At 49.6% G+C, this 13,601-nt stretch carries 17 protein-coding genes; 8 read left to right on the forward strand and 9 right to left on the reverse strand.

Translation table 11 applies throughout. From position 1 onward, the window contains the following. Positions 1-117 precede the first annotated feature (117 nt). Positions 118-1,776 (forward strand): nitrite/sulfite reductase, encoded by a 1,659-nt coding sequence (locus tag CPA45_RS02615; protein ID WP_096650039.1) that lies wholly within the window; start codon positions 118-120, stop codon positions 1,774-1,776. After that, positions 1,763-2,308: a DUF934 domain-containing protein gene (locus CPA45_RS02620; protein WP_096650040.1), complete on the forward strand. Its 546-nt coding sequence runs from the start codon at positions 1,763-1,765 to the stop codon at positions 2,306-2,308. The genes CPA45_RS02615 and CPA45_RS02620 overlap by 14 nt, the downstream gene beginning before the upstream one ends. A 79-nt stretch (positions 2,309-2,387) precedes the next feature. Here CPA45_RS02620 and smrA read toward each other — a convergent pair whose 3' ends face one another. Next, the gene (gene smrA / locus CPA45_RS02625; protein ID WP_096650042.1) at positions 2,388-2,978 is read right to left on the reverse strand and encodes a DNA endonuclease SmrA; all 591 of its coding nucleotides are present in this window, start codon (positions 2,976-2,978) and stop codon (positions 2,388-2,390) included. A gap of 120 nt (positions 2,979-3,098) precedes the next feature. On the opposite strand from smrA, the gene CPA45_RS02630 reads away from it, so the two are divergent. Genes CPA45_RS02630 through CPA45_RS02640 form a run of 3 tightly spaced genes read left to right on the forward strand, consistent with a single transcriptional unit; the run spans position 3,099 to position 4,670 of the window. After that, positions 3,099-3,575, forward strand: coding sequence for a gamma-glutamylcyclotransferase family protein (locus CPA45_RS02630; protein ID WP_096650044.1), 477 nt, complete (start codon positions 3,099-3,101; stop codon positions 3,573-3,575). 60 nt (positions 3,576-3,635) lie between these two features. Beyond that, positions 3,636-4,250, forward strand: coding sequence for an NAD(P)H:quinone oxidoreductase (gene wrbA / locus CPA45_RS02635; RefSeq protein ID WP_096650046.1), 615 nt, complete (start codon positions 3,636-3,638; stop codon positions 4,248-4,250). 24 nt (positions 4,251-4,274) lie between these two features. Then, a complete protein-coding gene (locus CPA45_RS02640) occupies positions 4,275-4,670 on the forward strand; it encodes a DUF2069 domain-containing protein (RefSeq protein WP_096650048.1) in 396 nt (131 codons plus the stop codon). A 52-nt stretch (positions 4,671-4,722) separates the two neighbouring features. Here the strand turns inward: CPA45_RS02640 and CPA45_RS02645 are convergent, their stop codons facing one another. After that, positions 4,723-5,409 carry a cytochrome b/b6 domain-containing protein gene (locus tag CPA45_RS02645; RefSeq protein ID WP_096650050.1) on the reverse strand — a complete coding sequence of 229 codons (687 nt, stop codon included), beginning with the start codon at positions 5,407-5,409 and terminating at the stop codon, positions 4,723-4,725. A gap of 233 nt (positions 5,410-5,642) precedes the next feature. On the opposite strand from CPA45_RS02645, the gene pdxH reads away from it, so the two are divergent. Continuing rightward, positions 5,643-6,287, forward strand: coding sequence for a pyridoxamine 5'-phosphate oxidase (gene pdxH / locus CPA45_RS02650; protein WP_096650052.1), 645 nt, complete (start codon positions 5,643-5,645; stop codon positions 6,285-6,287). 85 nt (positions 6,288-6,372) lie between these two features. Here the strand turns inward: pdxH and CPA45_RS02655 are convergent, their stop codons facing one another. Further along, positions 6,373-9,120 carry a bifunctional acetate--CoA ligase family protein/GNAT family N-acetyltransferase gene (locus CPA45_RS02655; RefSeq protein ID WP_096650054.1) on the reverse strand — a complete coding sequence of 916 codons (2,748 nt, stop codon included), beginning with the start codon at positions 9,118-9,120 and terminating at the stop codon, positions 6,373-6,375. A gap of 105 nt (positions 9,121-9,225) precedes the next feature. On the opposite strand from CPA45_RS02655, the gene CPA45_RS02660 reads away from it, so the two are divergent. Beyond that, entirely contained in the window at positions 9,226-10,167 is a 942-nt protein-coding gene (locus CPA45_RS02660; protein WP_096650056.1) for a histone deacetylase family protein, read from the forward strand. Between the two features lie 100 nt (positions 10,168-10,267). After that, positions 10,268-10,900 (forward strand): helix-turn-helix domain-containing protein, encoded by a 633-nt coding sequence (locus tag CPA45_RS02665; RefSeq protein WP_096650058.1) that lies wholly within the window; start codon positions 10,268-10,270, stop codon positions 10,898-10,900. Between the two features lie 3 nt (positions 10,901-10,903). Here the strand turns inward: CPA45_RS02665 and CPA45_RS02670 are convergent, their stop codons facing one another. The 6 genes from CPA45_RS02670 to CPA45_RS22780 all read right to left on the reverse strand — a co-directional run bounded on the left by CPA45_RS02670 (position 10,904) and on the right by CPA45_RS22780 (position 13,497). After that, on the reverse strand, positions 10,904-11,254 hold the full coding sequence (locus tag CPA45_RS02670; protein WP_096650060.1) for a TusE/DsrC/DsvC family sulfur relay protein: 351 nt from the start codon (positions 11,252-11,254) through the stop codon (positions 10,904-10,906). A 5-nt stretch (positions 11,255-11,259) separates the two neighbouring features. Continuing rightward, on the reverse strand, positions 11,260-11,547 hold the full coding sequence (gene tusB / locus CPA45_RS02675; protein WP_096650062.1) for a sulfurtransferase complex subunit TusB: 288 nt from the start codon (positions 11,545-11,547) through the stop codon (positions 11,260-11,262). A gap of 14 nt (positions 11,548-11,561) precedes the next feature. After that, positions 11,562-11,927, reverse strand: a complete 366-nt coding sequence (gene tusC, locus CPA45_RS02680; protein ID WP_096650064.1) for a sulfurtransferase complex subunit TusC — start codon at positions 11,925-11,927, stop codon at positions 11,562-11,564. 9 nt (positions 11,928-11,936) lie between these two features. Then, entirely contained in the window at positions 11,937-12,326 is a 390-nt protein-coding gene (gene tusD / locus CPA45_RS02685) for a sulfurtransferase complex subunit TusD (protein ID WP_096650066.1), read from the reverse strand. Positions 12,327-12,406: 80 nt separating this feature from the next. Then, positions 12,407-13,087 (reverse strand): Bax inhibitor-1/YccA family protein, encoded by a 681-nt coding sequence (locus CPA45_RS02690; RefSeq protein ID WP_078087598.1) that lies wholly within the window; start codon positions 13,085-13,087, stop codon positions 12,407-12,409. Positions 13,088-13,326: 239 nt separating this feature from the next. Beyond that, the gene (locus CPA45_RS22780) at positions 13,327-13,497 is read right to left on the reverse strand and encodes a hypothetical protein (RefSeq protein WP_165771497.1); all 171 of its coding nucleotides are present in this window, start codon (positions 13,495-13,497) and stop codon (positions 13,327-13,329) included. Positions 13,498-13,601 lie beyond the last annotated feature (104 nt).

Genomic DNA, 13,601 nt, shown 5'->3' on the forward strand with positions numbered 1-13,601 from the left:
TTAACGATAAAAAGATAATTATATATTCTTTTGTAGAATATAAAGACCGCGTTAAGGTGGCGGTACATTACCGTCCGTCTCGACGTGACCATTTCGCTTTTAGCAGGATCGTGCCACATGTACCGTTATGATATTCACGACCAAACCTTGGTTGACGAGCGCGTAGCTCAGTTTCGCGACCAAATGGACCGCTACCGCGCCGGACGTTTGGGAGAAGAAGAGTTTCGTCCACTGCGGCTGCAAAACGGCCTGTATATCCAAAAGCATGCGCCTATGCTGCGTATTGCGATTCCCTATGGAATGCTGGCAGGCTACCAACTGCGCGCATTGGCTGATATTACCCGCCGCTATGATCGGGGCTATGGTCACTTCACTACCCGACAGAACCTACAGTTAAACTGGCCGGCGCTGGAAGATGTGCCCGATATCTTGGCAGATCTTGCCAAGGTGCAAATGCACGCGATTCAAACCAGTGGTAACTGTATCCGTAACACCACGAGTGACCAATTTGCCGGCATTGCGGGTGATGAAGTAGAAGATCCGCGTCCTTGGTGTGAGCTAATTCGTCAGTGGTCTACTCTGCACCCAGAGTTCGCCTTCCTTCCACGCAAGTTTAAAATTGCGGTAAGTGGGGCTGCACAGGACCGCGCGGCTATTCAAGTGCATGATATAGGCCTGCGCCTATGGCATAACGCTGAAGGCGAACTGCGGATTAAAGTGCTAGCCGGTGGCGGTCTTGGCCGCACGCCAATGATTGCCGATGTAGTACGTGAGGATCTTCCCTGGCAACACCTGCTAACGTATTTAGAAGCGTGCGTGAGGGTTTATAACCAGTTTGGCCGCCGTGACAACAAGTTTAAAGCACGCATCAAGATATTAGTGAAAGCACTCGGTATTGAGGAGTTTCGCCGTCGTGTCGATGAAGAGTGGGCGCACCTAAAGGATGGTCCGCAGACATTGAATCAGGCAGCGGTTGATTCAGCTAAGCTCCACTTCCCTGAGCCAGAGCGTCGGCCCGTGGCTGAAGTCGCAATAGAAAACTTCGAACAACTGCGCAGTGACAACCGCAGCTTCTCCCGTTTTGTAACCAATAACGTAACTGACCACAAGGTGCCGGGCTATAAGGCCGTGACGCTGTCGCTTAAGCGCCGTGAACATGCACCTGGTGATGTCACCGCAGACCAAATGGAAGCGGTTGCAGATCTAGCGGATCGCTATAGTTTTGGCGAGGTGCGGGTTACTCACGAGCAGAACTTAGTACTTTCTGACGTTCCGGTCGATGAGGTAGAAGCACTGTGGAAAGAGCTTGATGCACTTGGCATGGCTAATCCAACGGTTGGCACGCTGAATGATATCATCTGTTGCCCTGGTGGCGATTACTGTGGTTTGGCCAACGCGGTCTCTATTCCGATTGCTCAGGCGTTACAAGAACGCTTTGAAGATCTAGATTTTCTCTATGATCTTGGCCCGCTTGACCTCAATATCTCTGGCTGTATGAATGCCTGTGGTCATCACCATGTAGGTCATATAGGCATTTTAGGCGTTGATAAAAAAGGTGAAGAGTATTACCAGATATCGGTGGGTGGCAACTCCACGGATGACGCATCGTTAGGCAAAATTCTAGGGCCGTCGTTCTTCAGAGAAGACGTACCGGGGGTAGTTGAAAAAGTACTTGAGGTATACGTGGCCGAGCGTCATGAAGACGAACGCTTCCTGGATACCTATCGCCGCATTGGTTTAAAACCTTTCAAGGAGCGTGTTTATGCCCAGCAATGATATTCAGGCCGAAACAGCTGAGCTTGTGCCGGTGCATGTTAATCACCTAATTGACAATGGCGAGCTGGCTGCAGAGAACGCCTGGTGTGTGTCATACGATACCAATACGCTGCCTGAGCAGCGTCCGGCTTTCGTACCGCTGGCGCTATGGCAAGCCAATCAGGATGATTCTGAGCTGGCACCATTACTGACTAGCGATACGGAGCTGACCCCCGAACTTGGCCAGCAGCTGAGTACAACCAGTGCTATTGCAGTCGATTTCCCAGCCTTTACCGATGGTCGCGGTTACACCATTGCCCGATTATTGCGTGAGCGCTACGGCTATACGGGTGAAGTTCGTGCTGTGGGTGATGTGCTGGTGGATCAGCTGGACTATATGCGCCGCTGCGGCTTTACGACCATGGCGCTGCGTGATGACCAGCACCCCGATGATGCTATTCGTGCACTCAATGCCTTTAGCGTTCGTTACCAAACGGATGTGGAAGTGCGTCAGGCATTGTTCGAACGCCGTTTAGTGGATACTCAGCAGTAACCTCTAAACGGAATAGAACTAATAACAAGGGCAGCTTCTGGCTGCCCTTTTGCTCTCCTGCTACTTTTCTCCTTATTGATTAACCTCGCCGTTTTTGCTGGCGCTCTCGATTATTGGCTTTGGCCCGGTCACTTTTGCGTAGCATCACCCAGGTAGCCCCAAGGCCACCGTCAGCGGGTTGCGCTGATACATAGGCCTGTACTTCATCAAATTGGCTGAGCCATTTTGCTAAATAAGAGCGTAGTACATTGGCAGGGCTATCAAGTTCACGACCACGTCCATGCACGATTAATACGGAACGTAGATCATGGGCGTAGGCTTCTTGGATAAACGGAAAAAGCACTCTGCGAGACTCCGCAAGAGGTCGCCGTAGTAGATGCAGTTGCGCTTGTACGCTGTAACCACCATGTTTTAGTTTATCGATTACCCCTTGTTGAATGCCTTCGCGACGGTACTCAATAGGATCAAATGGCGGTAAGAGATCGACAAAGTCATCGGATAAAAAATTACGCTCTTCTAGGCGTTCTGCAGCACTTTCACGCCGCGCTAACTGCGCTTCTGAAGGAGATTTGCGCGGCGTACCGGTATCTGCTTGGTTTCCTCTGGGCAGTGGCTTTACATCACCAATAAATGCACGGAAGTCGAGTTCATCACGAAGTGACTGATTCATAGCAGGCTCCTTCGGCAGGGTCTATGGCTTTTATCCTAGCAAAACCATAGGAGTTGCTTAAGACTTGTTTCATTATGTTGGCGGGGCAAGCTTTATTTTCAGTGGATTAAAGGGGATACAATGAATTGGCTTAAGCGATTGTTGGTCGGCAGCACTGTGCTGGCAATCGGCATTGCTGGGTGGTTATGGTTGACCATGTTAAGTCCGTGGTTTTATGAGCGCCCTGCCCACCTACCTGATATCGAGCAGCGAACACACCACGTGTTTGTCTACGGTACACTGCGCTATTCCGCCGTTCGTTGGCTAGTAATGGGGGCATCTGGTAAACCAGAACCAGCGCAGCTAAATGGTTTTGAACGTGATGGTCTCGACCTTTCCCCGAGTGCTAACAGCCATGTGGAGGGGTTAGTGCTAACCGTAACAACCGACCAATTGGCACGTTTAGATCGCTACGAGCGACTGGGCATTCGCTATGAACGCATTGAACAAACCTTAGATGACGGCACTACAGCATGGGTTTATGTGCGCCTATTCACACACAGTCAACTGGTTAGCCCCTCTCCTGCCCAGCGCTTAGCTCTGTTAACATATCGCTGATTTGCTGATAGCTGCAATATGACTCAATCGCGGTTAGATTGACTACTTTTAGGATACGCCATGAGTGATGCTACGCCGTTTGTTCTAATTCTTTACTATTCTCGCTCTGGGGCCACATCAGATATGGCGCGTCAGATAGCAGCAGGTGTTGAAAGTGTGGCCGGTATTAAAGCTCGCTTACGCACAGTACCTCCAGTGTCCACTACGTGTGAAGCCGTTGACCCTGAGATTCCTGAAGAAGGTGCGGTATATGCTGAACTGGAAGATCTGCGTCAGTGCAGCGCGCTGGCACTGGGCAGCCCCACACGCTTTGGTAATATGGCAGCGCCTCTCAAGCACTTTTTGGATACAACCAGTAGCCTTTGGATGAATGGAGCGCTCATAGACAAACCCGCCTGCGCCTTCACATCCTCCTCGAGCTTACACGGGGGACAGGAGAGTACCCTGTTGACCATGCTTGTGCCGTTACTCCACCATGGAATGGTATATGCAGGAATCCCCTATAGCGAAACTAAACTGATTGACACACAAACTGGCGGTACACCCTATGGGGCAAGCCATGTAGCGGGTCCACGTAGCGACCGCCCAGTGGATGAGCACGAACGGGCATTGTGTGTTGCTCAAGGCAGGCGCCTTGCAAGATTAGCCTTAGCACTCAACCAAATGAGCACTTAACCAAATGCATGGGGAGAAAACCGAATGAGGCAGTGGCTAGAAGGGCTTGAAACGCGCCAAGGGTTAGACAAATTGACCCATCAGTCTAGGCAGCTGGTACTGATTAGCTTTGTTGTTCTGTTGCTTCTGGTGGTTTACCGTGGCTTTTTTATTCAAGAAGATGGGTTCAACTGGCGTCCCGTTGTGGCTTTCGTGTTGCCGCTGGTGCTGTTCCTACCCTCCATTATTGGTCAGCGTGCCCGAGGACATGCATGGCTCGCATTTGTGAGTTTGCTCTATTTTACCCAGGGAGTGATGCTGGCAACTCTACCTGGGCAGGGACTGCGCGGTGTGTCAGAAGCGCTTGTTTCACTAGCTCTTTTCACCGGTTGTATGGCATACGCACGCTTTCGCAGTCGCCAGCAGCGTTTGCAGCGCTAGCCTTAGCGGCCTTGGTCCTAATCACCAAGGCCGCTAAGAAAACCATCCCCAGTCAAGCAAACCAGAGCCAACCAGTAACACCCAACGCAATAAGCAACGCAGCGCATGCTCTTAACCGTTGATGGTTCATCACCTCTGCGGTTAAGTCCACTGGCGGATGTTTAAAGTGCTTTACGCCAGTCACCATCGCTGTGACCAAGCTTTCCCCTAACAACTTGTGGGCGATTAATGCCACTACATGCAGGCTAATTAAGATCAGTAACAAATCGCTGTTCAATGCATGCAGGCCCGATAACTCTCGGCTGATGTCCCGGCCAACAAGGCTATAGAAAGGCCCCTGGAAGAAAATGTCATCACTCAAGAAAAGGCCGCTAATCGCCTGAAAGGAGAGTGATAACAGCAACAAAACGACCATCCAACCACCCAACGGATTATGGCTGGCGTATTGAGAGGCGCGGCGCAAAAAGAGCGCTCTGGTATAGGCAACTACCTCAGAGGGAGGAGACAAAAAGCTACCAAAGCGTCCATAAATACTACCGGTGAAGCCCCATATGAAACGAAACACCAGTAACCCGATAATGATATAACCAGTCTGTGCGTGCACTTCGATGGGAAATAAAAAGGGTACTCCATCTGTTTTAGTGGTGTAGTAAGAAAGAGCGACCGCTACCAGCAGCCCCCAATGAAATAAACGTATTAACACATCCCATACGTATACATGCTGTTTCTTGCTGTGCATCCACCTTCCTCTATCGCTGTACTGGGAGAGTTTCGCATTTATCAGCAATTTCTCCTAGAAGCTATTTATCAATCCCGTTGGGATAGTAACAACAGCGTAGCTGTCCTGGGTTAAGTAGCTGTCCAAGGTTAGGGAGTAAGATGCAATGCTGCTTGATCAATACTTGAGCTTTACCAGCAGACCAGCGAACATGGAAAGCAAAGTTGAACATTACTGCAAGGGAGCACCATCCAATGACGCGTAACATTGCCGATATCAGGCGTGACTATGAAGGTGGCAGCCTAGATGAAGCGCATACCCCCGCTGATCCGTTCGTACTGTTTGATGAATGGTTCAGCCTGGCTCTGGACTCTGAGGGGGAAGATGGCAATGCCATGACGCTTTCAACAGTAGATAGCCAAGGTCGGCCACACGCACGTATTGTGCTATTAAAAGGCTTTGATGAGCGAGGCATGGTCTTTTTCACTAATTATCATAGTCACAAAGGTAGCGAGTTAAGCAACGTGCCTTTTGCAGCCATGACGTTTTGGTGGCCATCTCTTTCACGCCAAGTGCGTATCGAAGGCCCAGTAGAGCAAGTAGCGGTCGATGAATCAGATGAGTACTTTGCTAGTCGCCCGAGAGGGAGCCAGCTGGGTGCCTGGATTGCGACCCAAAGCGTGGTAATCCCCAACCGCAACTGGATCGAAGAGCGTCAAAAACGTTTTGAGCAGGCTTACGATGGTCAAGACATACCGCGTCCCATTCACTGGGGTGGCTACCGGGTTACACCAGAGATGATAGAGTTTTGGCAAGGGCAGCCCAGCCGCTTGCACGACCGTTTGCGTTTTGAACGCCGTGATGGGGGTGAGTGGAGCCGCTTCCGTTTAGCTCCTTAAAGCTCACCCAAGCAATTGAAAAGCCAAGAAGCTGAGAAGACCCGCAGGGAGGGCAGTATCTGCGGGTCTTCTGCGTATTGAAGCCTTAGTCTGGCTGACTTTCCAGGCGGTGCCGTTGCCATTCGCTATCTGGTTCGTTAAGGCGCAGCACGGCATCAATCACCTGCTCTTCCATATTGTAGCGACACTTAAAGCCCAAGTGCTTCATTAAGGCCCGCATCGGATGGTTATCCACCATGATTTTGCCGATCATCTCCAGCGTGCCAATACTGGTGCAGTAGTCGATCATTTTTTTCATCAATAAGCTACCGATGCCGAGGCCTTGCAAATCATCTCGAATGATCACTGAGAACTCCGTACGAATATTATCTGGATCATTCCACACCCGGGCGACGCCCAGCATCTCTTTACTGCCGTCATCATGCTGATGCTCGGCAATAAAAGCCATTTGCCGGTCATAGTTAATATGCGAGAGGATCGATAAATCGCGCTGGGTAAGACTGGATTTATTGTGAAAATAGCGAAAACGGATACTCTCTTCCGACAACTGTCGATGAAACGTCGTAATCAGCGGTGCATCCTCTGCGCGGATAGGCCTTACTTCAACCGGCCAGCCATTTTTCAGTGTCACCCACTCTCGTAATTCTTCGGGGTAAGGCATGATGGCAAAACGTGCGGGCGTCCCTAAATCCATTGCAAAATCAACCGCCAACATTCCATCACGGTTCAATAATAGTGGATTTAGCTCTAGGCCACGCAAATCTCCGAGATCCGACGCCATTTGTGATAGCTTCACAAGCAGTTGACATAGGCGCTGTATATCCCTGTCGGGGTCAGCCGAATGCTCACGAATTAAAGAGGCCGCATGTGTTCTTCCCACTACGTCGGCAGCAAGACTCATATTCAATGGCGGCAGAGCTATTTGCCTATCTGCCAGTACATTAACTTTATAGCCACCAATCCCAAAGACAATCAGTGGGCCAAATACCGGGTCGCGGGTTATCCCCGCGCAGACCTGCATCGAGTGTTTTCCTCGCTGCATAGGCTGTAAGCAGTACTCACGGATAGCGTACTCGGGGAATTTTTCCCGCACCTTATCGCCTAGTTGGCGAATACCGTCAGCCACCTGTTCTGGTGTTTCTAGATCCTGGAGCAGCCCAGCAGAAATTTTATGGGGATGCTTGCGATAACGATAGGGACGACAATTACCTTCATGGATGACTTTAAGAGCTTTTGGGCCTTCAAAGCGTGGTGCAATGGTTAAAGCCTCTTCAGGGCTAGTGATGTAGGCGCTGGGCGCTGTTGGGATGCCATAAGCCTCAAGAACCTGGGCTGTTTCTGAGTGTGTCAGCGTTTGCCTCCCCTGCTCTTTCGCACGTCTAATTAACGCTCGGCATTCGGCACGTATCTCAGGACTGGTGGAAAACGGTAAGCTAGGCGGGATTTCATGAAGCAGCGCCTGTACTCGCTGATAATCCACCATGTGCATAAAAGCCTTAACCGCTTTTTCAGGCGATGTATAGGTGGGTATCCCCGCTAAATTGCAGACATGCCGTGCATTGAGGGCTTCTTTTAATCCCATCCAGCTCGTTAGCAGATTACGTTTAAAGGTCTTACTATGGTCAATCAGTGCCTGTGCGGTGACCACTGAGGGGGCTAGCCGAGTGGGTGCATGTACTACTAACACGGCATCCACGTTAGGGTCTGCTGTAACAATCCTCAGGGCTTCTACAAAACGCTCTGGAGTGGCGTTGCCGCCTAAATCCACCGGGTTTTCACCTGGTTTACTCATATCCACTTGGCTTTTATGTAGTGCTGCCTGCGTCTCTACACTAAACTCTGCGAGTTTACCGCCTGCGTTCATGAGCTTGTCTATGGCGAGCATAGCAGGCCCTAATCCATTAGAAACAATAGCTAAACGGTCACCTCGCAAGGGTTTCATTCGTGATAAGGTTTCTAAAGCATCAAACAATTCGTCAGAATCATTAATTCTGACAACCCCCGCACGAGCAAAGGCTGCATCGAACACCAGATCTCGATTAGCAATGCCGGGGGTTGGAGCCATCCCCGAAATATCAGACTCAGGGGTTCGGCCACTCTTGATTGCCAGCACAAGACGATTGCGCGATGCATCACGCACCGATGTCATAAAGTGCTGGGCGTCAGTGACACGCTCAAGGTGTAGCAGGATTGCTTGGGCTGGAGAGAACTGATTGACATAGTCGATCAAATCCGGCAGCAGAACGTCTACGCTGTCGCCTACAGTAATTAAGTGAGAAAACCCCACATCACGACCTGCTGCCCAATCAATCATTGCATTGGCTAGCATTCCTGATTGCCCCAAATAAGCCACTTTACCTGCTTTTACCGGTTGGCTCGCATACGACGCATTGAGCTTTCTACCAGGCACTATGAGTCCCATACACTCAGGGCCTAAAACCCTTATTCCGGACTCCCTCGCCGCTTGCAACATGCGCTGCCGAATAGAGCCTTTAGTGCCCTTTTCGCGATCTAGATAAGCACCACCTGACAGAACCAATGCCGCCTTAACGCCAAAATGGCCGAGTTTTTTGATGAGGCTGGCAACACCTTCGATCGGTGAGCAAATAACGGCCAAATCAGGGACTTCAGGTAGATCGTTGACACTGCGTACGCAGTCGACACCAAATACCTTTGTATAGCCCCTGAGATTAACGGCCCATAGCGTCCCTTTAAAGCCACCTTCTTGAAGGTTGGTGAGCACCAATCCACCGAGCGATGCGGGTTTTTCCGAGGCACCAAACACTGCAACAGTTCGTGGCTCAAAAAAATGATGCAAAAAACGTGTGCTCACAGGCGTATCTCCCTGAGGTAAACAACTACTGTGTACGACTTATTGAGACTGTCGCGCAAGCCCCCGTGGCGATTATGGTGGCTTTAATATGAATGGAGCGCTTGCATGATTACTGCCTACCTTACCCATCCCAACTGCTCATTGCACCATATGGGGCCAGAACACCCCGAAAGTCCACAGCGACTGGAGGCTATACGAGCCCGGTTGTCGTTAACAGGCTTGCTTCAACAAACCATGCAGGCTGATGCGATAGAAGCTAGAGAAGAAACGCTGGCTAGGGTTCATCCAGCGAGGCACTTGCGTGCATTAGATAAGTGCTTACCAACGGAAGGCATCATAACCTTAGATAGCGACACCATGATGAACCCTAATAGCCTTCAGGCCGCTCGTGTAGCAGCTGGTGCTGTAGTACGCGGCGTCGATCAGGTGTTTAAACGCCAAGCAGATAACGTGTTTTGCGCTGTTCGCCCCCCGGGCCATCACGCAGAAGCATCTGATGCTATGGGTTTTTGTTTTTATAATAATGTTGCGGTGGGAGCAGCACATGCGCGTGCTAAGTATGGTGCTAAACGCATCGCGATACTCGATTTTGATGTCCACCAGTGTAACGGCACCATTGATATCTTCAAAAATGATCCCGAGATTTTAATCTGCTCTAGCTTTCAGTACCCCTTCTACCCGTGGCGCTACCTACGCAGCGAGTGGCAAAATGTTGTGAATACGCCACTGGAGGTTGGTACAGATAGCCAAGAGTATCGACGTGTCATCGAGCGTCAATGGTTACCTGCGCTGCATGCTTTTAAGCCCGATTTGGTCATGCTTTCCGCTGGGTTTGATGCCCATAAGGACGACCCCATGGGAGACATCTGTCTGGAAGATGAAGATTTTTATTGGGTTACCCATCTAGCTATGGAAATTGCAGCGCTCTATGCAGAAAATCGAGTGGTATCAGTCTTGGAAGGTGGCTACAACCTTAAAACGCTAGCTAGCGGTGCTGAAGCGCATATAAAAGCGCTGCTAGGCTTACCCTTTAGCGACGCATCCTGAAACGGTATCTCAATCTACAAGCCCAGTTGCAGCTCAGCGTAGTGTAAATAGGATGTGGTACTATGCTGTTTTATTGGCATCTTCTCTTACGTGATACCTTATGACGGCAACTTCTGAAGAGCATGCAGCGCTGCGCATTGCGTCAGGGCGAAAAGCCTTTGTAGAACCCTTACGCCTTGGCGAGAGGCTCAAGCAAATTCGACTGGCCAATCATTGGACACTTGAAGATGTTAGTCAGCGTACGGGGCTGGCACGCTCAACCCTTTCCAAAATTGAAAATGACCAAGTCTCCCCTACCTTCAGCGTGGTTCAGAAGCTGATTTCAGGTTTAAATATCGACTTGCCTCAGCTATTCACACCGCCCAAGCGGGAACGCTACACCATGGGGCGTAGAGACCTCACACGTAAGGGTAAGGGGCAATTGCACCCTACCCCTACTTATGAGCACGAGCTCCTGGGGTATCAGCTTGCTCAGAAGCGCATGATTCCTTTTAAAACCATTGTAAGAGCACGCAGTTTTGATGAGTATCAGCAATGGGTGCGTCATGATGGCGAAGAGTTTTTGATGGTGCTGCATGGCGATATCATGCTTTACACAGAGTTTTATGCCCCACTAGTGTTAGCTGAAGGAGACAGCATCTATTTTGACAGCGATATGGGGCACGCACTGGTTTCTACCAGCAGCGAGGATGCCGTCGTACTTTCTGTGTGTACAAGAGGAGATCTAGTTTAGAAACTACAGGCAGTTAGTTGGCTTTGGTAAGCCTGCGATACGGGCGATCCGCTTGGGTGGGCTACCAGGAAACAGAGACATTAAATAAACAGAACGCCCTTTTTCTTCACCCAATGCTTGCTTCGTGGCTTTTACTAGTGGCCGCATGGCAGGCGCCATCTCGTACCGGGCATAAAAATCACGCACTATTTTTATGATTTCCCAGTGTTGGCTGCTTAATGCTAGCCCTTCATCCTCAGCCAGAAGGTTAGCAACCTCCTCGCTCCAATCTGCTTGTTCTACTAGATAACCTTCGGGATCAAGCGGAATAGTATTTAACGAATCAAGATAACGGTATAAATGTTGGTTGCTCATATCAGTCAGTACCAGGAGACAATCTTCTCATGCTGCTCAGTAAGGGCTACGAAATCGCCCAGCTCAATGAGTGGTAGATTATTGGAAAGTGCCGCAGAGTAAAGGCCTCTAGATAGCACGTCTTCTGTAAGTAAATAAATACTAGCAGCAGATGTTTTCCAACCCAGCCACTCAGGGTACAAGGCTGCTTGAGCGGCGTCTTCAATAAGCACTACCGTATCACCCCCACTCATTGCTTCAAGCATGTGTTGGGCTGCATCGCTACTCGGGGGCTTATTAAGAATGTGTAACATCAATCGGCTGCCCTCTAGAAATTTAGTACGCGGTCAAACCGCTTTACTACGCTAGGTAACTCTGCCATAGGAATCACAGTGACACCGTCAACCAAATGCTCGCTATTAAGATTAAGTGCTTGTAACGCCTCATCAGGTACTAATAGCTGCTCAATATCATACATCTCCAACATATCAATGGTTGGAAGTATTGCCTTTTGACCTGGCGCACCTACTGCCTGTTCCCTTAACAACGCCAGCACCCCCTGCCCTAAAAAAAGCAGGCTAATTGATTGCCCAAACGCGGCGGCAACCAAAGCAACGTCTAAGCCTTCTCGCAGTTCATTAGAGCTGTATGGAGCATGACGAATAATGATGAGCTGCTCATTTTCATTAACCATTCGGCCCTCCTATGCAAACGTAATCAAGCGATCGCAACGTTGTTGTAACGCCAGTAACTGTCCTAAGCCGGTTAATTCAAACGGTGATTCAAGATTAAAATTTTCCTGACCATGTCGCTTTGCTTCAGCTTCATCCATTACTCCACGGCGTAATGCTGCTGCAATACAAACATCTAGTGCTACACCATGCTGTTCATGGAGCTCTATCCAGGCATTACGCATATTAAGCTCATCCTGAGGAGGAGCCATTAGTTTCGAGGCATTATGGATGCCATCCTGATAGAAAAAAATCCCGGAGACACGGTGGCCTTTTTTCACCACAGCTTGAGCAAATCGCAGTGCTGAATGGGGCGCAGCACTTACATAAGGCGCTCCCATTACCAACAAGCCATACTCCATAACGTCCTCTCTATATATAGACCAAAAAAAACAGACCCTACTGAGGGTAGGGTCTGCCATAGAGATTGCTACCGCGACAATCAGTCGTTGCTCATAATACCAAGGATAGATAATAGACTTACAAACAGATTGTAGATAGACACGTAGAGCGTGACGGTTGCGAGAATATAGTTAGTCTCGCCAGCACGATGCACGATTTCGCTAGTTTGATACAGGATAGCCGCGGCGGCAAAGAGTACAAACCCAGCAGACACCATCAGTGAAAGGGCAGGAATATTAAAGATCAGCCCAGCCACCATAGCCAAAATCAGCACGATGGCACCTGCCATCAGGAAATTGCCTAAGAAGCTAAAGTCTTTCTTAGTGGTGAGTGCTACCGCAGAAAGACCAATAAACGTTAGCCCTGTCATCGCGAGCGCATTCATAATCAGCGCCCCGCCGTTAGGCAGTGTTAAATACGCAGAAATAATTGGTCCAAGGGTGAAGCCCATAAATCCTGTGAAGGCAAATGTCGCCAACAAACCAGTAGCTGAATTAGCCGTTTTATGCACCAAGAACATTAGGCCATAGGCACCAATGAAGAACACGAAAATGTTCATTCGCTGAATACCAAGCGCTACTGAAGCGCCTGCCATAACAGCAGAGAAAAGCAGTGTCATGGCAAGCAAGGCGTATGTATTGCGCAACACCTTGTTAGCACTGACATTACTTACCGCGCTACCTGACTGCGGTCTTGCCGTGTGAGAATCGTTAAAAGCCATCGTTCTTGCTCCCTAATGATAATACCAACAACAGACAAGAATGCCGTTACCGAGTTCCAGACGCAAGTTTTTGTATTACACGCAAAGCAAACATTCCTGTGCATCGGAGCAAAGGAAGCAGGACTGGTAGCTTTTTTGCTACCCAGCTCAACGCCTCTACATCAAGGCCGCTGAGAAAGATCTACACAGTAAATGTAGCGTTCTTAAGGGAGGCTCAGCAGCAATGACCGGAGATACAATCAGCTTTGTTTGACCTCTTCTTCTTCACCTTCATCTTTCTTGTGTGGAACAGCAGCTGTTGACACTGCCTGGCGAGCGTCTTGGCCGTTATACAGCCGAGCATCAATAACGTTCAAAACCGCCAACTGCGCAAATAACACCGCAAAACAGAGCACAAGACCTTTCAACATGACGGTAATTCCTTAGTAGGCTAACAAAATCTTTGCTGAAAGCGAATAATAGCCTACCGTCTGCAGAAAGCAACGAAGTAGAAGTAAAAACCCCTTCTAACGGT

Source organism: Vreelandella nigrificans, from assembly GCF_002374315.1.
Taxonomy (GTDB): domain Bacteria; phylum Pseudomonadota; class Gammaproteobacteria; order Pseudomonadales; family Halomonadaceae; genus Vreelandella; species Vreelandella nigrificans.